The sequence below is a fragment of the Amycolatopsis sp. genome (assembly GCF_035276945.1).
Lineage (GTDB): Bacteria > Actinomycetota > Actinomycetes > Mycobacteriales > Pseudonocardiaceae > Amycolatopsis_E.
Genome location: NZ_DATELF010000136.1, coordinates 25,523 through 43,925, shown reverse-complemented (window position 1 = coordinate 43,925; position 18,403 = coordinate 25,523). Strand labels below are relative to the sequence as shown.

19 protein-coding genes and 1 pseudogene are annotated in these 18,403 nt (G+C 69.0%); 7 read left to right on the top strand and 13 right to left on the bottom strand.

Features of this window, described 5'->3' with window-relative positions:
• Window positions 1–35: 35 nt before the first annotated feature.
• Window positions 36–1,550, bottom strand: a complete 1,515-nt coding sequence (locus VJT49_RS23910) for a cytochrome ubiquinol oxidase subunit I (RefSeq protein WP_324167138.1) — start codon at window positions 1,548–1,550, stop codon at window positions 36–38.
• A 348-nt stretch (window positions 1,551–1,898) separates the two neighbouring features.
• On the opposite strand from VJT49_RS23910, the gene VJT49_RS23905 reads away from it, so the two are divergent.
• Both VJT49_RS23905 and VJT49_RS23900 read left to right on the top strand, forming a co-directional pair.
• On the top strand, window positions 1,899–2,501 hold the full coding sequence (locus tag VJT49_RS23905; protein WP_324167137.1) for a TMEM165/GDT1 family protein: 603 nt from the start codon (window positions 1,899–1,901) through the stop codon (window positions 2,499–2,501).
• 152 nt (window positions 2,502–2,653) lie between these two features.
• A complete protein-coding gene (locus VJT49_RS23900) occupies window positions 2,654–3,289 on the top strand; it encodes a DUF998 domain-containing protein (protein ID WP_324167136.1) in 636 nt (211 codons plus the stop codon).
• Here VJT49_RS23900 and VJT49_RS23895 read toward each other — a convergent pair.
• Together VJT49_RS23895 and VJT49_RS23890 are read right to left on the bottom strand one after the other, a co-directional pair.
• Window positions 3,270–3,899 (bottom strand): IclR family transcriptional regulator, encoded by a 630-nt coding sequence (locus VJT49_RS23895; protein ID WP_324167135.1) that lies wholly within the window; start codon window positions 3,897–3,899, stop codon window positions 3,270–3,272. The two genes, VJT49_RS23900 and VJT49_RS23895, sit on opposite strands and share 20 nt — an antisense overlap.
• A complete protein-coding gene (locus VJT49_RS23890; RefSeq protein ID WP_324167204.1) occupies window positions 3,896–4,762 on the bottom strand; it encodes a hypothetical protein in 867 nt (288 codons plus the stop codon). Before VJT49_RS23890 ends, VJT49_RS23895 begins: the two co-directional genes overlap by 4 nt.
• Window positions 4,763–4,915: 153 nt before the next feature.
• Here VJT49_RS23890 and VJT49_RS23885 point away from each other — a divergent pair, with 153 nt between their 5' ends.
• Window positions 4,916–5,662, top strand: a complete 747-nt coding sequence (locus VJT49_RS23885) for a DUF2470 domain-containing protein (protein ID WP_324167134.1) — start codon at window positions 4,916–4,918, stop codon at window positions 5,660–5,662.
• Here VJT49_RS23885 and VJT49_RS23880 read toward each other — a convergent pair.
• Window positions 5,654–6,109, bottom strand: coding sequence for a PPOX class F420-dependent oxidoreductase (locus tag VJT49_RS23880; RefSeq protein ID WP_324167133.1), 456 nt, complete (start codon window positions 6,107–6,109; stop codon window positions 5,654–5,656). The two genes, VJT49_RS23885 and VJT49_RS23880, sit on opposite strands and share 9 nt — an antisense overlap.
• Window positions 6,110–6,133: 24 nt before the next feature.
• Between VJT49_RS23880 and VJT49_RS23875 the strand changes: the two genes are divergently transcribed.
• The 3 genes from VJT49_RS23875 to VJT49_RS23865 all read left to right on the top strand — a co-directional run bounded on the left by VJT49_RS23875 (window position 6,134) and on the right by VJT49_RS23865 (window position 8,853).
• Window positions 6,134–6,946: a CPBP family intramembrane glutamic endopeptidase gene (locus tag VJT49_RS23875; protein WP_414636079.1), complete on the top strand. Its 813-nt coding sequence runs from the start codon at window positions 6,134–6,136 to the stop codon at window positions 6,944–6,946.
• Between the two features lie 21 nt (window positions 6,947–6,967).
• Window positions 6,968–8,152 (top strand): arginine deiminase, encoded by a 1,185-nt coding sequence (arcA, locus tag VJT49_RS23870; protein WP_324167202.1) that lies wholly within the window; start codon window positions 6,968–6,970, stop codon window positions 8,150–8,152.
• 143 nt (window positions 8,153–8,295) lie between these two features.
• Window positions 8,296–8,853 (top strand): ferritin, encoded by a 558-nt coding sequence (locus tag VJT49_RS23865; RefSeq protein WP_324167132.1) that lies wholly within the window; start codon window positions 8,296–8,298, stop codon window positions 8,851–8,853.
• On the opposite strand, the gene VJT49_RS23860 is transcribed toward VJT49_RS23865, so the two are convergent.
• The 4 genes from VJT49_RS23860 to VJT49_RS23845 form a co-directional block, all read right to left on the bottom strand.
• Window positions 8,848–9,675, bottom strand: coding sequence for a hypothetical protein (locus VJT49_RS23860; RefSeq protein WP_324167131.1), 828 nt, complete (start codon window positions 9,673–9,675; stop codon window positions 8,848–8,850). The two genes, VJT49_RS23865 and VJT49_RS23860, sit on opposite strands and share 6 nt — an antisense overlap.
• On the bottom strand, window positions 9,672–10,208 hold the full coding sequence (locus VJT49_RS23855) for a SigE family RNA polymerase sigma factor (protein ID WP_324167201.1): 537 nt from the start codon (window positions 10,206–10,208) through the stop codon (window positions 9,672–9,674). The genes VJT49_RS23860 and VJT49_RS23855 overlap by 4 nt, the downstream gene beginning before the upstream one ends.
• Before the next feature lie 135 nt (window positions 10,209–10,343).
• Complete coding sequence (locus tag VJT49_RS23850; protein WP_324167130.1) at window positions 10,344–10,691, bottom strand: DUF952 domain-containing protein; 348 nt, start codon at window positions 10,689–10,691, stop codon at window positions 10,344–10,346.
• A complete protein-coding gene (locus VJT49_RS23845) occupies window positions 10,688–11,551 on the bottom strand; it encodes a DUF5926 family protein (RefSeq protein ID WP_324167129.1) in 864 nt (287 codons plus the stop codon). Before VJT49_RS23845 ends, VJT49_RS23850 begins: the two co-directional genes overlap by 4 nt.
• A gap of 41 nt (window positions 11,552–11,592) precedes the next feature.
• Here VJT49_RS23845 and VJT49_RS23840 point away from each other — a divergent pair, with 41 nt between their 5' ends.
• A complete protein-coding gene (locus VJT49_RS23840; protein ID WP_324167128.1) occupies window positions 11,593–12,753 on the top strand; it encodes a cytochrome P450 in 1,161 nt (386 codons plus the stop codon).
• Here VJT49_RS23840 and VJT49_RS23835 read toward each other — a convergent pair.
• The 5 genes and pseudogenes from VJT49_RS23835 to VJT49_RS23815 form a co-directional block, all read right to left on the bottom strand.
• Window positions 12,745–13,692, bottom strand: coding sequence for a DUF4328 domain-containing protein (locus tag VJT49_RS23835; protein ID WP_324167127.1), 948 nt, complete (start codon window positions 13,690–13,692; stop codon window positions 12,745–12,747). The two genes, VJT49_RS23840 and VJT49_RS23835, sit on opposite strands and share 9 nt — an antisense overlap.
• A 6-nt stretch (window positions 13,693–13,698) precedes the next feature.
• Window positions 13,699–14,058, bottom strand: coding sequence for a rhodanese-like domain-containing protein (locus tag VJT49_RS23830; RefSeq protein ID WP_324167126.1), 360 nt, complete (start codon window positions 14,056–14,058; stop codon window positions 13,699–13,701).
• Between the two features lie 88 nt (window positions 14,059–14,146).
• Window positions 14,147–15,757 carry a cation acetate symporter gene (locus VJT49_RS23825; protein WP_324167125.1) on the bottom strand — a complete coding sequence of 537 codons (1,611 nt, stop codon included), beginning with the start codon at window positions 15,755–15,757 and terminating at the stop codon, window positions 14,147–14,149.
• A gap of 218 nt (window positions 15,758–15,975) precedes the next feature.
• Window positions 15,976–16,317 (bottom strand): annotated as a pseudogene (locus tag VJT49_RS23820) (DUF485 domain-containing protein); the annotation flags it as partial.
• Between the two features lie 277 nt (window positions 16,318–16,594).
• A complete protein-coding gene (locus VJT49_RS23815) occupies window positions 16,595–18,376 on the bottom strand; it encodes a cation acetate symporter (protein WP_324167124.1) in 1,782 nt (593 codons plus the stop codon).
• Window positions 18,377–18,403 lie beyond the last annotated feature (27 nt).

The following is an 18,403-nucleotide window of genomic DNA, read 5'->3' as shown; positions in this document are numbered from 1 at the left end:
TGGGGAGGTTCATCGCGTTGGTCCTTCGGGCGTCGTCAGTAGGCGAAGGCGAGTGCGTCGCCGGAATCGCTGTTCTGCTTGGGTTTTTCCGGGGGAAGCACGCCCTCTATGCCGCCGCGCACGTATTTGTGCATGAGGAACAGTTCGACGGCGCCGAGAGCCAGGTAGACGGTGGTCAGCGCGATCAGTGAGGTCCACACCTCGCCGGTGGACAGCCGGGAAACGGCCTGGGCGGTGAACATCCACACGCCGTCGATACCCGTGGGGTTGGGCGCGACGACGAACGGCTGGCGGCCCATTTCGGTGAAGATCCACCCCGCGCTGTTCCCGATGAACGGCGTGGCGATCCCCAGCAGAAGCAGGCGCGGGAACCATTTCGAGTCGCGGATTCGGCTTCGGAGACGATTCGGGCGCGCCTTGCTTCTCCCTTGGGGGTCGCGGGCCAGCCACAGCGCGAGCACGCCGATCCCCACCGAAAGAGCGCCGAAACCGATCATCGCGCGGAAGCCCCAGTAGGTCACCGGAAGGCTCGGCGTGTAGTCGATCGGCTTGCCGGCCAACTCGCCCAGCGCGGGATCGTTGGGATAGTTCGTGCCGTAATGCGCCTGGTACTCGCCCACGAGGTCCTCGACGCCCTTCACCTCCGTCGAGAAATCGTGGTGCGCGAGGAACGACAGCAGCGCCGGGACGCTGAAGGTCTTGACGTCCTCGCAGTCCTGCTTCGCCACGTCCCCGATGGCGATGATCGAGAAGCTGGCCGGCTGCTCGGTGTGGCACAGTGCCTCGGCCGACGCCATCTTCATCGGCTGCTGCTCGAACATCAGCTTGCCCTGCATGTCTCCGGTGATGGCGAGCACCGCGAAGGACACCACACCGGTCCACGCACCGAGCCGCAGGGACGACCGCCAGACCCCGGCATGCTCATCGCGCCTGCGCCACAGGTGCCAGCCGGCCACCCCGACGAGGAACGCCGCCGCCACCGAGAACGCCCCGGCGATGGTGTGCGGAATGGCCGCGAGCGCGGTGTTGTTCGTCAGCACCGCCCAGATCGAGTTCATCCTCGGCCTGCCGTCGACGAGGTCCACCCCGACCGGATGCTGCATCCACGAGTTCGCGGCCAGGATGAAGTAAGCCGACGCGATGGTCGCCAGGGAGAACGCCCAGGCGCAGGCCAGGTGCACCTTCTTCGGCAGCCGGTCCCAGCCGAAGATCCACAGCCCGAGGAACGTCGACTCGACGAAGAACGCGACCAGCCCTTCCATCGCCAGTGGCGCGCCGAACACGTCACCGACGAACCGGGAGTAGGCGTTCCAGTTCATCCCGAACTGGAATTCCTGCACGATTCCGGTCACCACGCCCATCGCGAAGTTGACCAGCAGCAGCTTGCCCCAGAACTTGGTCATCTTGTAGTAGCGCGCCTCGCCAGTGCGCACCCAGGCCGTCTGCATCCCCGCGACGAGCACGGACAGTCCGATCGTCAGCGGAACCATCAGGAAGTGGTAGACGGTGGTGATACCGAACTGCCACCGCGCGAGTTGGAGCACATCCACGCCGTCAGCCTGCTCCCGGCACCCCCGCCCGCGTCAGGTCCGAGGGTCCTGATCTTGGCAGGACCTAGGTCCTGCCGACAAACAGAGTGATGAGTCCGTATCCTTCGGAGGTGAACCTCGAGGCGCTGCGGGAACCGCATCCCGACCTGCCGACCTTCGACGGCCGGCCGGCGCGCAAGGGTGCCGCGACGGTACCCGGAATCCTCGACTGAGGCGGCCGGCAAAATTGATTTAGGCAGACCGAAAAAATAGTCCGACCACACCAAAAACAATAATTCGCTATTCCCATCCGCTGGCGTTTCCGAAAATCCCCCTTTACCGTTGCGGTGAAAGGGGGAAGCACCACCGATGTCGACCGCCCTGCTGGCGCTTGTCAGCACGTTCGCCCTGGTCCTGGCCGTGGAGCTGCCGGACAAGACACTGGTCGCCACCCTTGTGCTGACCACCCGGTTCCGGGCCTGGCCGGTATTCGCCGGCGTCGCCGCCGCGTTCGCCGTGCAATGTTTGGTCGCGGTGCTGTTCGGGCACGCGCTGACGCTGTTGCCGGATCAGGTGGTGGCGGGCGTGGTCACGGCGCTGTTCGGCGTCGGCGCCGTCATGCTGCTCCGCGCCGGGTTCTCGCCCGGCGGTGACGGAGAGGAGGACGCCTCGCGCTCGGGCCCCTGTCCGGTGCCCTTCCTGCGCTCGGCCGTCACGTCGTTCGGCGTGCTCTTCGCCGCCGAATGGGGTGACGCCTCCCAGCTCGCCACCGCCGGGCTCGCCGCACGCTACGCGCAACCGCTGGCCGTCGGCGTCGGCGCGTTCCTGTCCCTGGTCGTGGTCGCCGGCGTGGCCGTGCTGATCGGGCACAAGGTGCGTGCCCGGATCCGGCCGAAGCTGCTCCAGCGAATCGCCGGTTTCACCTTCGCCGGCTTCGCCGCGCTGGCCCTGGTGCAGTTCGTCACCGGCTGAGCGTTCGCGGTGAGCACCCGCCACGATTTGGCGTCCGACCAGTTGATCTCCTAACCTCGATCGACGTCCAGATGAGGGCAGGGTGAACGGGCAGTGAAGTCCGGGTGCCCTGCCCTTCGCCCGTAACTGGCTGATCTGTCGAGGAGCCCGCCGTGAAAACCGTCTCGACCCTGCCAGGCCGTCTCGCGGTGGTCGGCGTCGCGCTGGCCGTCGCCATTTCGCTGGAGCTGCATTTCCGGCTCGCCGGGCAGATCAGCCCCATCTCGCAGACGCTGTCCGAGTACGTCTACGGCCGGCTGGGCCTCGGATTCTCGGCCGCACCGCTGTTCACCGCGATGTGCCTCGCCCTCGTGCTCGGCTCGACCGCCCTGCTGGTCGGCATCGCCGGGGTCCGGCGTGATCGTGCGGCGCTCACGCTGCTCGGTCTGTGGTGCGGCGGGCTGACCGTGCTGACCCTGTTCGAGGTCGACCCGCCCGGGGCGCCGCGCTCGCTGAGCGGGAACGTGCACAACATCGCGGCGCTCGTGGCGTTCGTGGCGCTTCCCTCCGCGGCCTGGCTGCTGACCCGCGGCCCCGGCGGCACCTGCCCGTGGGAAGCGCGCCGAACCGCCATCCGCCGCCTGGCCTCGGCCAGCGCGGGCGGAGTCGCGGTCGTCCTGGGCGGTTTCCTGTGGTCGCAGGTCCATCCGGAGATCGCGGTCGGCCTGTTCGAACGCGTGCTGTTCGGCATAGACGTGGCCCTGCTGCTGACCATGGTCAGGCCACTGCTCAACGCAACACCTCGGTAAGCGCGGTCGCCGCTTCGAGCACGCGCGGCCCGACCTTCTCCGCGTCGAGCGGACCCAGCGTGACCACGCCGACGCTGGCCCGCAGCCCCGGCACTCCGCGCACCGGAGCGGCGAGCCCGCTGGTCCCGCGCTGCACCTCGCCGGTCACCGCGGCCCAGCCGCGACCGCCCGGACGCAGCCGCAACGCCTTGCCGGCGGCCCCGGCGCCGATCGGGTGCCGTGCGCCGACCCGGTAGGCGACGTGGAAGTTCGTCCAGGAAGGTTCCACCACGGCAACGGACTCGAGCTGATCTCCGTTGGCGACCGACAGATGCGCCGTCGCGCCGACCTTCTCGGCCAGGTCCCGCAGCACCGGGCGTGCCGCCTCGCGCAGCTGCGGCACCACCTGCTCGGCCAGCCGCAGGACCCCCACGCCGAGCCGCACCTTGCTGCCGTCCCGCCGTACCAGGCCGCGCGCGGCGAGCGGGGTCAGCAGCCGGTAGACGGCGGCCCGGCTCGCTCCGATCGAGTCCGCGAGCTCCGAGATGGTCGCGACTTCACCGCCCGCGTCCGCCACGGCCTGCAGCAGCGCGAGGCCGCGCTCCAGGGTCAGCGACCCCTCGGCACTCACAGCAGGCCAAGCACCTCTAGATCGGCGACCGGCTCCACAAAGCTCGCCGACGCGTAAGACGCGAAGAGCGCGCGGACGGCCTTGGCGGCGGGCTCGGACAGGCCGCGCGCCTCCTCCGCGAGGACTTCGGCGTCCGTCGACGCCAACGCCTCGCGGACGTTCCCGCCGGACAGGCAGCGCCCGACCGCCACCAGCAGGTTCAGGAAGCCGTGGTGCACGAACCCGGTCTCGTCCTCCTGGTGCCGGACGGCCCGGTGCAGGCTGTTCGTCGCCTTGAACGAGGCGCCGGGGTAGCCGCTGACCACGGACAGGAAGTCCGCTACCTCGTCGACGCTGGGGAAGTTCTCACTGGACAGGCCGCCGCACCGGATCTTGGCCCAGCTACCGTGCTCGATCACCTTGCGCACCCCGTCGAGCCACCCGACGCCCCGCCTCGGTTCGACCACCCGGATCACGTCCTCGGGCACGAACTCCGAGACCCGCTCCAGCCACACCTCGTCCACATCGGACGGTGCGGGCATCTCGACCATCCGCAGCGACAGCAGCTCGCTGCGCGACTCCACGATGGAGATCGCCTTGGGCACCCCGCCGAGCCCGGTGTCGATGATCAGCGACAGCGGCAGCGGCTCCTTCGGCTTCACCTTGATCAACTCGGTGATGAGCTCCGGTAGCCGCGAGGCCTGGCACAGGAACACGCCGAGCAGTCCCGCATGCTCGCCGGCTCGGGTCGCGAAGTGGGCGCGCAGCGCTTCGGGCATGTTGGCGTCCCCTGGCGGGAACAGCGCCGAATCGTCTACGAGCCGCGCGAACAGGGGTGGAATTCCACGAGGGCCGGGTGGCGTGAGTTCCGCAGCGCTTGACACAAGGGACACGCTAGTAGCGTACGATAAGCGGACAAATCCGTTCGATCCGCGTGCACCTTGGTGCCGCGCCGCCCGGCCACGCGAGTCCCCCGAATCCGAGCACTTCCCTGCGTCACCGGCCTAAGTTAGGCTCACCTAAGTAGGAGGTGGCTCGTGACCGAAACCCGTCATCCGCCGACGCCCAGCCCCGCCGAACGCGCGAGGACCATCGCGTCGCGCAACTCCTCCGGTGCGCTCATGCCGGTCGCCTCCGGTCCGCGTGTGGTGCCGGAACTGCATCACGTGCACCCGAGCGGGAGCGTGAGCATCCTGCTCCGGGAGGAGCATCCCCTGCTCGGAGAGGACGAGGTCGCGGTGATGCTGGAGCTGGCCGACCCGGCCCCGGTCGAGCTTCGTGAACCCGTCCGTGGGCTGCTGTGGATCACCGGCTGGCTGCGTCCGCTCAGCGAGGCCTCGGCGCGGGCGAAGGCGCTCCGGATAGCGGAAACGCGCCCGGACCCACGACTGCTCGGCCTCGGGCACGGTGCCCGGATGTGCTGGCTGACCGCGGCGTCCATGGTCCTCGCGGACGCCGAGGGCACCCACTCCCTGCAGCCGCACGTCTTCAGCGCGGCTTCGCCGGACCCGTTCCTCGCCTACGAGGCCGAGTGGCTGCGGCATCTGGAAACGCGGCACCCGGACGTCGTCGGGCAGCTCACCCGGCATGTGCCGGAGGAGTTGCGCGACGGGCGGATCCGGCCACTGGGCCTGGACCGGTTCGGGCTGCGATTGCGGGTCGAGACCGCGACGGGCGATCACGACGTGCGCCTGGCCTTCTCCCGGCCGGTGCGGAACCCGCCGCAACTGGCCGCGGAGCTTCGCCGGCTCGTGGGCTGCCCGTTCCTCGCGGGCCTACGCTAGCTCGGGCGGGAAGCCGCCGGTGGCGATCGGCCCCCAGCGCGTGATGGTGACACGGATCAGGCTCTTGCCCTGCCGCCGCATGGCCTCGCGATATTCGTCCCAGTCCGGATGCTCTCCCGAGATGCACCGGAAGTACTCGACCAGCGGTTCCAGCGCCTCCGGCAGGTCGAGCACCTCGGCCTGCCCATCGAACTGCGCCCACGGACCGTTCCACTCGTCCGAAAGGACACAGGCCGACACGGCCGGGTTACGCCGGGCGTTGCGGACCTTCGCCCGTTGCGGATAGGTGGCCACGACGAACCGGCCTTGCGTGTCGATCCCGCTGGTCACCGGGGACAGCTGAGGGGTGCCGTCGGCCCGGGTGGTCATCAGGACGGCCCGGTGCCGGGTGCGCAGGAAATCCAGCAGTTCGCCGCGGTCGACGCGATCAGCGGTGGCGATGTTCATGGTTCGAGACGGTAGCGTGCGAGGGTGACATCCCTGGTCCGCGACTGGCTGCGCCCCGAGCGCCCGGAGGTACCCGAACCGGTCACCGCCGAACTTCAACGCCGACGGCTCAAGATCGAGTTGCTGATCGTCTTTTCGGTCACCCTCGGCATGTCCGGGGCCCGCAGCCTGGTGTCCCTGCTGGACTCGCTGCTGCGCCCCGAGCCGCTGAGCCGGCAGCACGTCGCGCTGAACGTGCCGCAGGCCGCCTCGGACCTGCTCGACCTGCTGGCCCAGCTCTTGGCCGCGGCGCAACTGTTCGCGTGGGGCGCGCTCGGCGCGTACCTGCTGGTCCGCGGCGGGACAAGGCTGTCGGCTGTCGGCCTCGACCGGCTGAGCCCGCGCCGGGACGCGTTGTGGGGAGCCGGACTGGCCGCGTTGATCGGCATCCCGGGACTCGCGCTCTACTTCGTGGGCTGGAAACTGGGCTTCAACCTGGCCGTCCAACCGTCCACTTTGGACGACACCTGGTGGCGGCCGGTCGCGCTGACGCTGTCGGCGGCGGGCAACGCGGTCGCCGAGGAGATTCTGGTCGTCGGCTACCTGCTCACCCGGCTGCGGCAGCTCGGCCTGCGGGAGAACGCCGGACTGCTCACGGCCGCCGTGCTGCGCGGCTCCTACCACCTCTACCAGGGCTTCGGTGGGTTCGTCGGCAACCTGGTCATGGGCCTGGCGTTCGGCCGGGTCTGGCAGCGCACCAACCGGCTGTGGCCACTGATCGTCGCGCACACCCTGCTGGACGTGGTGTCTTTCGTGGGCTATTCGCTGCTGCGTGGACATCTGTCCTGGCTGCCGTAACCTGCATGCGTGACCCCTCGAGTGGACAGCGAGGTCGGGCCGCTGCGTGCGGTGATGCTGCACCGGCCGGGCAACGAACTCAAGCGCCTCACTCCCCGCAACAACGATCAGTTGCTGTTCGACTCCATTCCGTGGGTCGACCGCGCCCAGCAGGAGCACGACGCGTTCGCTGATGTCCTGCGTGGCCGCGGCGTCGAGGTGCTGCTGCTCGCCGACGTGCTGCGGGAAGCGCTGGCGGACCCGCGGGCGCACACGGCCGCACTCCAGTCGGCGGTGGACCAGAGGCGGCTCGGCGAGGACCTCGCCGACTCGCTGCGCTCTCATCTGTCCACTGTGGACGCCGCGACCCTGGCCGAAGCCCTGATGTCCGGCGTCACCTTCGAGGAGCTGCCCGCGTCCGAGGGCGCTTCGCTGGTGCGGAAGATGCACCACCCGCACGACTTCGTGGTCGACCCGCTGCCGAACCTGCTGTTCACCCGGGACTCCTCGGTGTGGATCGCGGACCGGGTGGCGATCTCCTCGCTGGCCATGCCGGCGCGCCGCAGGGAAACCGCGCTGCTCGACCTGATCTACGCCTACCATCCGCGATGCCGGCACGCCGCCCGCGCCTACGGCGCCCACTCCGCGCCCGTCGAAGGCGGCGACGTGATGCTGCTGGCGCCCGGCGTGCTGGCGGTCGGGGTCGGCGAGCGGACCACCCCGGCCGGCGCCGAGTCACTGGCCCGGTCGGTGTTCGCCGACGACCTGGCGCACACAGTGCTGGCGGTTCCGATCACGCAGGCGCGCGCCACCATGCATCTGGACACCGTGTGCACGATGGTCGACCGCGATGCCGTCGTGATGTATCCCCTGGCACGGGATTCCCTGGTGGCGTACACGATGTGCCGGGACAGCGAGGGCTCGCTGCGCGTGGAGGGCCCGGAGCCGTTCCTGCACGCGGCGGCGGCGGCGATGGGCATCGAGAAGCTCCGCGTGATCGACACCGGACTCGATCCGGTGACCGCCGAACGGGAACAGTGGGACGACGGCAACAACACGCTCGCGCTCGCCCCCGGGGTCGTCGTGGGCTACGAACGCAACATGGAGACCAACGCCCGGCTCGAGGACGCCGGGATCGAGGTGCTGCCGATCGCGGGCTCGGAGTTGGGCTCCGGCCGGGGCGGGCCACGCTGCATGTCCTGCCCGATCCAGCGTGACCCGGTGTAAAAGCAAAGAAAGGCTTGCCTAATTCTTTTTAGGAATGCCTAACCGAATTTAGCACGACCTTTGCGCAGTGAGCCTAGCCAAACAGGACGAAGATCACCAGAGCGAAGTGGGAAATATTGACGCGATTCCATTATCGTGGCGGTATGGCCATCAGGAAAAAGGAACCACGCTCCAAGTTCTACGAGCTCCTGCAGCAGCAGGTGCACAACGAGTTCAAGGCCTCGCAGCAGTACCTCGCGCTGGCGGTCTGGTTCGACAACGACGATCTTCCGCAGCTGGCGAAGCGTTTCTACCGCCAGTCCGTCGAGGAGCGTAATCACGCGCTCGCGCTGGTGCGGTACCTGATGGACACCGACCATCACGTCGAAATCCCGGGTACCGGCGAGGTGCGCAACGAATTCGCCGGCGTGGCCGAACTGGTGGAGCTCGCGCTCGAACAGGAGAAGGAGGTCTCCGCCGACATCAAGACCCTGGCCAAGACGGCCCGCGACGAGGACGACTACCAGGGTGAGCAGTTCATGCAGTGGTTCCTCAAGGAGCAGGTCGAGGAGATCGCCCAGATGACCACGCTGCTCAACATCGTCAAGCGCGCCGACGGCGACCTGTTCGACGTGGAGAACTTCCTCGCCCGCGAAGCGGTGGTCGACGACGACGGCGCCGCCGACCCGACCATGCCCCCGGTCGCCGGCGGAGCCCTATGAGCCGCAGTTGTCGTAGGCCGGGGTGTCGAGCAGGATCTTCGTCACCGTCCCGTCGTCGGTGACGAAGAACGAGTAGGTGGCCCCCGATCCGGCGGAGGCGGTCCACCAGTTGGCATTCCCCTTCACCAGCCCGGGATAGCTCCTCGTCAACTGCGCCAGCGTCGAAGAGCCCACCTCGATGCCCTCCGGGGTGCGCACCGCCTCGCCCTGGAACGAAACGATTCCGTCCGTCTGCGAGATCACCACACCGGAAATCGCGTCGACACCCTCCACCAAGGTGTAGGTCTCGCACTTGGTGGTTGGTGCGGTGGACGGATCCGCGAGCTGCCCGGTCGCGCTTGCCTCCTGGTAGGACATGCCGAGCCGCAGCTTGCCGTAACCCGACGGGCCGAGGACCGGGACGGTCAGCACCCGCTCCGGGGGAGAGGGGGCGGTCGAACTCGGCTTGCGCGACGAGCCCGGCACCGTCGAGGTCGGCGACGGTGCGTCCGCTGCCCCGTTCTCCGTCGATATCGTCCCGGCCGACGGTGCCGGAACCTGCGGCACCGTCGACGACGTCGGGGAGCCGGTAAGCACAGGCTCGGCGGGCGGCGAGGCCGACTGGCCGGATCCCGTCCTCAGGCCACCCAGGACCAGGCCGTTCGCGACCAGCGCCGTGACAGCCAGCGCCCCACCGGTCGCGGCGAGGGCGGTCCGGCGCCGCTTGATCCGCCGCGCCCCGGCCACCACGGCCTCTTCCGCGCCCTCACGCGGCATCAGGTCGAGACGCGCGTCGCCGAACAGCCGCCGCAGCTCGCCGTCCAACTCGTCGTGGGCGGTCAACTCGCCTCCCTCCCTTCGCCCATCTTCTTGCGCAGGCTGGCGATCGCCTTGCTGGCCTGGCTCTTCACGGTGCCCTGACTGACCCCGAGCGTCGCCGCGATCTCCACCTCGGACAGCCCTTCGTAATACCGCAGCACGATAACGGCACGTTGTTTCGGCGGCAGCTCCCGCAGCGCCTGCCACAGCGGCTCGTGCTCGAACGGGTCCGCTCGCGCGGCCGCGACGCTGTCCGGGATTTCCGCGACGAGGTTCTCCCGGCGCGTGCGCCGCCACCTGGAGATATGCGCGTTCGCCATGGACCGGCGGACGTAGGCGAGCGGGTCGCCCGTCTTGCGCCGGACGTGGGACCAGCGGGCGCCGATCTTCTCCAGCACGGCCTGCACCAGGTCCGCGGCGTCGTGCGAGTTGCCGGTGAGCGCGTGCCCGTAGCGCAGCAGGCCGGGCAGGCTGGCCTCGACGAACTCCCCGAAGTCCGCGAGGTCGACCGACGACGATGCGGGCAGCGGCAGGCTCACCGCGGCAGGCGCCGTCATGGTCACCGCGGCTTCTCCCTCTGCCATGGGTCTTCGCTCTTCGCCTACTCCACGCACATCGCCCCCCAGTGGTTGCCTGTCTGCTTCAACAGATCGATCTGTAGACGCGCGGGGGGCAGCCGACGTTCAACCTGGTTATGGAATCGGTGCGCTCACGGCGGCGGGCGGCAGGAAGGTGCCGCCGGGCCCGGGAAGGAAGTCGTGCACGGCGACGACCGCACCGGCCTTGATCGGCCCGTAGACGTGGGGAAACCAGATACCGGCGGGGTGCGGAGGTTGCCCGGGTTCCCACCGCAGCGGCACGTCGAGCTTTCCGGGATCGATCTGCAGCAGCACCAGGTCGATCCGCCCGGCGTAGAACGCGTTGGCGGGCAGGTGCACCGTGCCGAGGTCGGAGCAGTGGATGAAGCCGTCGGTGTCCAGTGAAGGCGCCCGGTACTCCTCGCCCGTCCACTCCGCGGCCGAGCAGATGTGAAAGATCACCGCAGGGTGAGCTGGCGTCCGATGAGCCCGTCACGGGCCCGCCGCTCGGCCGCGTTCAGCGGCTCTTCGTCCAGCGACGCCAGAGCCGCGTCCAGCCGCACGCCGAGTTGCTTGGCGGGCTCGACCCATTCCCGCACGTGCGCTTCGGGGTCGAGGTCCCAGACCGGCACCAGCAGACCGTGTGCGCGGAAGGAGCCCGCGTAGCGCGAACCCTCGCCCAATCCGAGTTCACCAGCCGCGGAGAGCCGCGCCAGTGCCTGCAACAGCTTGTTCTCCGGCTCGGGGCGCACCCAGCGGAGGTGCGCCTTCTCGCCGGCCAGCACCCAGTACGAGCCGGGGCCGAGCCGTTCGGTGGGCATGATGGCCTCGTTGGCGCGCTCCAGCGAAAGCTGCACGTCGCCGGTGGGCTCGGTGTCGTCCGGCAGCCACCACGAGAAGTCGCTGTGCAGGGTCACGTCGAGTTCGGCACCGGGTTCGAGGAGGTCCTGCAAACGTTCGCGCTCGCCCGGAGCACTCGTCGTGTCGGGCACGGACAGCACGTCGCCCTCCTCGGCCTCCAACGCCCAGCGCAGGGCGCGGCCGAGGTCGCGGCTGATGTCGGAGGAGCGGGTCTGCACCTGCAGGCCGAGGAACACCTCGCCGTCGGCACGCACGAGCGCGGCCGCGGCCATCGGCAGCACCGTGCCGAGCGTGACCACCCGGTCCGAACTGTCCACAAGCGACAGTCTTGCGGTGGCCGAGGGGATGAACTCACGCAGCGCGATCAGCTCGGGCTCGGCGGCGAGTCCTTCGAACGGCTGTGCCACGAACACGTCGCGGACCTTCGGCGCCTTGTTCTTCTTACGCGCTGCCTTACCCATGTCGGGCAGAATACTGCGCCGTGACGGGTTAGATTCAGCGGGTGTTCGACCCCAATGATCCGGTTTTCCTCGCCAACCCCTACCCGGAGTTCGCGCGCCTGCGCTCGGCCGGCGAAGTGCACCGGCACGACAGTCTCGGCATGGCGATCGCCGTTTCCCACAGCGCGGCCTCGGCGGTGTTGCGGCATCGCGGACTCGGCCGGATCTGGACCGACGCGTCCCCGCCAGAACGGTTCGTCTCGTTCAACCTGCTGCACCGCAACTCGCTGCTGGAGAACGAGCCGCCCGCGCACACCCGGTTGCGACGATCGATCTCCTCGGCCTTCGGACGCGGTCACGTCGAACGGCTGCGGCCGACGGTCGCCGAAATCGCCGCCGGAATGGTCGCCGACCTCGCCGAGGCCATGGACGACGACGCCGACCTGCTCGAACATCTCGCACAGCCGTTGCCGGTCGCGGTGATCGCCGAACTACTGGGGGTATCGGAGGCGGACCGGTCACGGCTGGTGTCGTGGAGCAACGCCATCGTGAAGATGTACGAGTACGGGCTGCCCACCGCGCAGCAGGACGCCGCCGAACGTGCCGCGGGCGAATTCGCCGGCCATCTGCGCGAGCTGGCGGACGACCGGCGCCGGCATCCCGGCGAAGACCTGGTGAGCGACCTGGTGCGGGCGGACCTGACCGGCGACGAGGTCGTGGCCACCGGGGTGCTGCTGCTGATGGCCGGGCACGAGGCAACGGTGAACGTCATCGGCAACGGCGTCCGGGCGCTGCTGCGGCATCCCGGCCAGTGGCAACGGCTGCTCGACGACCCGGCGCTGGTCGAAACCGCGGTCGAAGAGCTGATCCGGTACGACGCGCCGTTGCAGTTGTTCGAGCGAACCGCGACCGAAGACGTGGAGATCGCCGGTTTCCACCTCGCCAAGGGCGAGAAGATCGCCGCCCTGCTCGGCGCAGCCGCCCGCGACCCCGCGGTCTTCGAGGCGCCTGACACCCTGGACGTCGGCCGCTCACCCAACCCGCACATCGGTTTCGGCGCGGGGATCCACTATTGCATCGGCGCGCCGCTGGCCCGGATCGAGATCGCCGCGGCGCTGCATGCGCTCATCGCCCGGCTGCCCGGACTGCGGCTGGCGGACGAACCGCAGCGGCGGCCCGAGTTCGTCATCCGGGGCTTGGTGACCCTGCCTGTCTCAGCGTGAAGCGCCCGACGGGCGGGTGGGGCGGAGGGCCGGGTCGGGCGCGTCGCGGACCGACAGGACGCGGCGCAGGCGCAGGCGGCGCGGCGAAACCGGCGCGACCAGGCTGCTCAGCCGGTGCACCACCACCGCGGTCAGCCCGGCGAGGATCGCCGCGGAGGCGTTGAGCAAGCCGCTCAGCAGCACCCCGTCGGCCTGTGCCTGGATGCCGTCCCGCAGCCGCCAGACGATCACCAGCACCATGAGCAGCTCGTTGACCGCCCAGGCCGCCCACCACGCCAGCACCAGCCGCGAAGGCCGGGGGCGCTCCTCGGCCGGGCGGCGGAGCACGGCGTGTTCCAGCTCGGCGAGGATCGAACCGGCCATGACCAGGTTCAGCGGGGGCAGCAGGGTGCCGGCCAGCACCTGCCGCGACGACCGTGGCGGCTCGCGGCCGGTCTCCTGCGCCACCGCCTGCCGGACGATGAGCAGCCACCACAGCACACAGCCGATCGCCATCAGCCCGAAGACGACCGAAAGCAGCGAGGAGACGACCTCCAACGTGTCCGACATGCTGACGACGCCGGCATCGAGTGCGGAGTTACGGCTGATCACGAGCAGTGCGTACCGCCAGAACTCGGCGGCCGAGCCGGCGGTGGCAAGGCCGGCCATGAACCAGAGCACCGTCACCGCGTTGCGGGCGAGCAGCCTCGTGCGCTCCATCGGCGTCGGGAAGCTCGACGGCAACCCGGGCACGTTCGTCGGCTCGCGCCAGGTGAGGTTGGGGAAACCCCAGCGTGGCGGGACCGGGTACGCGGGCGGGCCGGTGTAGCGCTCGGGAGGGCGCACCCGGCGCGCCTGGTAGATCCCGGGAGGCGGCGAAGCGACCCACTGCACCCGCGGGCGCGCGCGGAACGGCCTCGGGCTGTGGTACCCGTACGCCGCTTCTCCGTGCCGATGCATGAGCGTTCAGAGGATTTCCGGTGCCGCGCCGGCCTGTTCGCTGACCACCGGGCGCCCCTCGACGTGCCACGACTTCATGCCGCCCGCGACGTTGACCGCGTCCCAGCCGCTCGCGTTCAGCCAGGCCGTGGCACGCGCGGACCGGCCACCGCTCCGGCAGATCACGTAGACGGGTTTGTCGTCGGGAAACCGGCTCAGTTCGCCGACCCGGCCCGGCAGTTCGCCCAGTGGGATATGGACCGCCCCGGGCACGTGCCCGGCGACCCACTCGTCGGGCTCCCGCACGTCCAGCAGCGAAATCCCGTCGTCCGGCAGTTCGGACACGGACGCGGTCGGCAGCTCTTGAGGATTCACCACGCCGTCCATCTTCCCATCCGGTCGCGTTCCCTGCCCATAAAGGAAGCCGTGCCTTCCGGGGGCAAGCCCCGGAAGGCACGGCCGGACTGCACCGTCCTTAGTGGGCGGCGGCCTTCTCGGCGTGTGCCCCGGTGAGGGCACGCACCTCCATCTCCGCGTACTTCTCGGTCTTCTCCTTGGACAGGACCGTGCCGAGCCAGCCGAGGAAGAAGGAAACCGGGATCGACACCAGGCCCGGGTTCGACAGCGGGAACCAGCCGAAGTCCGCGCCCTTGATCATCGACGTGGCCGTACCGGACACCGCGGGCGAGAACACGATCAGCACGATGGTGACGATCAGCCCGCCGTAGATGCTGAACAGCGCGCCCTGGGTGTTGAACCGCTTCCAGAACAGCGAGTACAGGATCGTCGGCAGGTTCGCCGAGGCCGCCACCGCGAAGGCCAGCGCCACGAGGAACGCCACGTTCTGGGTCTTGGCCAGGATGCCACCGACGATCGCGACCGCGCCGATCACCAGCGCCGTGATGCGGGCGACCCGCACTTCGGCGTTCTTGCTGTCCACCGCGCCCTTCTTGATCACGTTGGCGTACACGTCATGCGCGAACGACGCGGACGCGGTGATCGTCAGCCCGGCCACCACGGCCAGGATCGTGGCGAACGCGACCGCGGCGATGAACCCGAGCAGGACCGGCCCGCCGAGTTCCAGCGCGAGCAGCGGGGCCGCCGAGTTCTGGCCTCCTGGCGCCTTCCCGATCTTGTCGGCACCGACGATCGCGCCGGCGCCATACCCGAGCACCAGCGTCAACAGGTAGAACACGCCGATCAGGCCGATCGCCCAGACCACCGAGCGGCGGGCGTCCTTGGCGGTGGGCACGGTGTAGAAGCGCATCAGCACGTGCGGCAGACCCGCGGTGCCCAGGACCAGCGCGATGCCCAGCGACAGGAAGTCCAGCTTCGAGGTGCCGGTCTTGCCGTACTGCTTGCCCGGTCCGAGCAGGGCCGACCCCTTCGTGCCGCCGCCCGCCTTGTCCACGGCGTGCTGCAGCAGGCTGGAGAAGTTGAACCCGTACTTGCCGAGCACCCACAGGGTCATCGCGAAGGCACCGACGATGAGCAGCGCGGCCTTGATGATCTGCACCCAGGTGGTGCCCTTCATACCGCCGATCAGCACGTACAGCACCATGATCACGCCGACGACGGCGATCACGATGTCCTGGCCGACGTTGCCGCTGACACCGAGGAGCAGGTTGACCAGGCCACCGGCACCGGTCATCTGCGCCAGCAGGTAGAAGAGCGAGACCACCAGCGTGGAGACCGCGGCCGCGGCCCGCACCGGGCCCTGCTTCATCCGGAACGCGAGCACGTCACCCATGGTGAACTTGCCAGTGTTGCGCAGCAGTTCCGCGACCAGCAGCAGGGCGACCAGCCACGCGACCAGGAACCCGATCGAGTAGAGGAACCCGTCGTACCCGTTGACCGCGATCGCTCCCGCAATGCCCAGGAAGGACGCGGCCGACAGGTAGTCACCGGAGATCGCGATGCCGTTCTGCGGACCGGTGAACGCGCGGCCTGCCGCGTAGTAGTCCGACGCGGTCCTGGTGTTCCGGCTCGCCCAGAACACGATCACCAGCGTGACCACCACGAAGAGGGTGAAGATGATGATGTTGAGGGTGGGGTTGCTGCCCTCGACTCCCGCGGCAAGGTACATTACTTGGTTTCTCCCTTGGTCTCGCCAGCGGTCTTCTCGCTCTCGGCGGTGTCCTCCTCGGCTTTGGTCTCGCCGGCGTCCACTTCCGTGTCGGTCTCGGCAGCGGCAGTCCCAGCAGTGGCCTCTTCGGTCCCGGCCTCGACCTTGGCCTCGCTGACCGGCTCCTCGACCTTCGTCTCGGCCGCGCTCGGCTCGACCGTGAACGCGGCCGCGACCGGCTCGCCCTCGATCTCGCCGCGGATCTTGTCGGCCACCGGGTCGAGCTTGCGGTTGGCGTACCGGACATAGAGCCCGGTGATGAGGAAGGTCGACACGAACTGCAGCAGGCCGATGATCAACCCGACGTTGACGTTGCCTGCCACCTTCGTGGCCATGAAGCCGTGGGCGTAGTCGGCGAGCAGAACGTACAGCAGATACCACGCGAGGAAGAGGACGGTCATCGGGAAAACGAAGACCCGGAGCCTTCTCCGCAACTCTACGAACTCTGCGCTCCCCTGCACCTGCTGCCAGTCAGTACCCGGACCTGTGTCCTTCTCGAGGTCCTGGGCTGTACTTGTCACGGGTCAACCTCCGTATGCACGATCTCTCCTCTTCCCGTTGGGGGACGCGCGTAGATCTTGCCCGCAAAGGCCCGAAAAGTTGTTAATCCATTCGGGTGAGAAATCTCGCTTTGAGTAGCCTGGATTGCCCTCAAGTGCGCTCTGTACCCAAAAGTACTAGTTACAGATCGTGTTCAGGGTCGAGATTCCGTCACTTGGAGCAACGGGAACCGCTAAACGGGTGATAACCGACAAAACTGACAGTTGACCCGCTTTCTTCGCTTGCCTTGACGGTTACCTACTTCCTGTGCCTTCCCCGGCCGGAGCGTACTCTTTCGTCGGCTTGGCCGAACCGGTCCACCGCCCGGTCCCGCATGAAGCCCAGCGGATCGGGAGCATGCAGCCGCAACATGACGGAGTTGACGTCCCCCGGTCTGCCGCTGCGGGTGGCCAGGCTGACCAGAATCGTGCCCACGAACGCGGCCGGTACCGTGATCAGTCCCGGCTGAACGGCGAACCAGGGCGCCCAGCCGCCGGTGTAGCCGCTGACGGTGGTGACCGCCAGCGCCGTGAGGACCAGACCGCCACCGATGATCATCCCCGCGAGCGCACCTGGCCAGGTAAGCCCGCGCCACCACACGCCGAGCACCAGCAGCGGCGAGAACGTCGAGGCGGCCAGCGCGAACGACATACCCACGCTGATCGACAGGTCCGTGGGCCGCAACACCAGCGCGACGGCCAACCCGAGCACGGCGACCATCCCGGCGGCCGTCCGGAAGTGCGACACCCGGCCCTTGAAGAGGTCGGTGGACACCACCCCGGCGAGGCTCACCAGCAGTCCCGAAGACGTGGACAGGAAGGCCGCGAACGCGCCCGCCATGGTCACCCCGCCGAGGATCTGCCCACCCAGTCCGGACAGCATCGCGCTCGGCAGCATGAGCACCGCGGCGTCGGTTCTGCCGGTGACCAGCAGCTGCGGCTCGTACATGCGCGACATCGCGCCCAGCAGCATCGGGAACAGGTAGAACAGGCCGAGCAGCAACAGCACGTGCACGGTGGTGCGGCGGGCGGCCTTGCCGTCGGGATTGGTGTAGAAGCGGACGAGCACGTGCGGCAGGCCCATGGTGCCGAAGCAGAGCGCGAGGATCAGCGAGTAGGTCTGGAGCAGGTCGGTCAACCCGCCCGCGCCGGGACGCAGCCAGTCGGCATTGGCGGCGGTCGCGCCGGAGACCACGGGGGTGGTGGTGCCTTCCGGGAAGGTCAGTTTGGTGCCCTTGGCGACGTGCTCGGTGGCGCCCGACACCCACGCCACCAGGTGCGACGTGGCGGCACCGGGTTCTTGCACGTGGACCGGCGTCAACGTGCTCACCTCGAGCACCACGTCGGTCTGGATGTCCACAGTGGTCTCGGTGGCGAAGGTCGGCGGCGCCGGGGAACCGAGCGGACCCGCCGGGCCGGGCTTCGCTCCGCTGAGAAACACCGCGCTGAGCACGAACGCGGGGATGGCGATCGCGAACAGCTTGAGCCAGTACTGGAAGGCCTGCACCACGGTGATCGCACGCATGCCTCCGCCGATGACGTTGAGCGCGACCAACACGGTCACGACGAGCGCGCCCACCCACGTCGGCCAGGGCAGCACCGTGCTCACCGCGAGCCCCGCGCCCTGCAGCTGCGGCACGAGGTAGAGCACGCCGATGAAGACCACGAACGCGGTGGCGAAGCGGCGCAACACCACCGAGCCCAGCCGCGCCTCCAGGAAATCCGGCAGCGTGTACGCGCCGGACCGTCGCAGCGGCGCGGCGACGAACAACATCAGCGCCAGGTAGCCCGCGGTGAAACCGATCGGATACCACAGGCCGTTGGCGCCCTCCTTGAGCACGATTCCGGCGACCCCGAGAAAGGACGCGGCGGAGAGGTACTCACCGGAGACGGCGGCGGCGTTGCGGCGAGCCCGCACGGTCCGCCGGGCGACCAGGAAGTCGTGTGTGGAGCTGGCGAACCGGGACGAGCGATGCCCCAGGTAGAAGGTCGGCACGGCGACCAGCACCACAGCGGTCAACGCCCACGGGTTCAGCTGCACACCACGGATTGTCTCAGGGAACGCAAC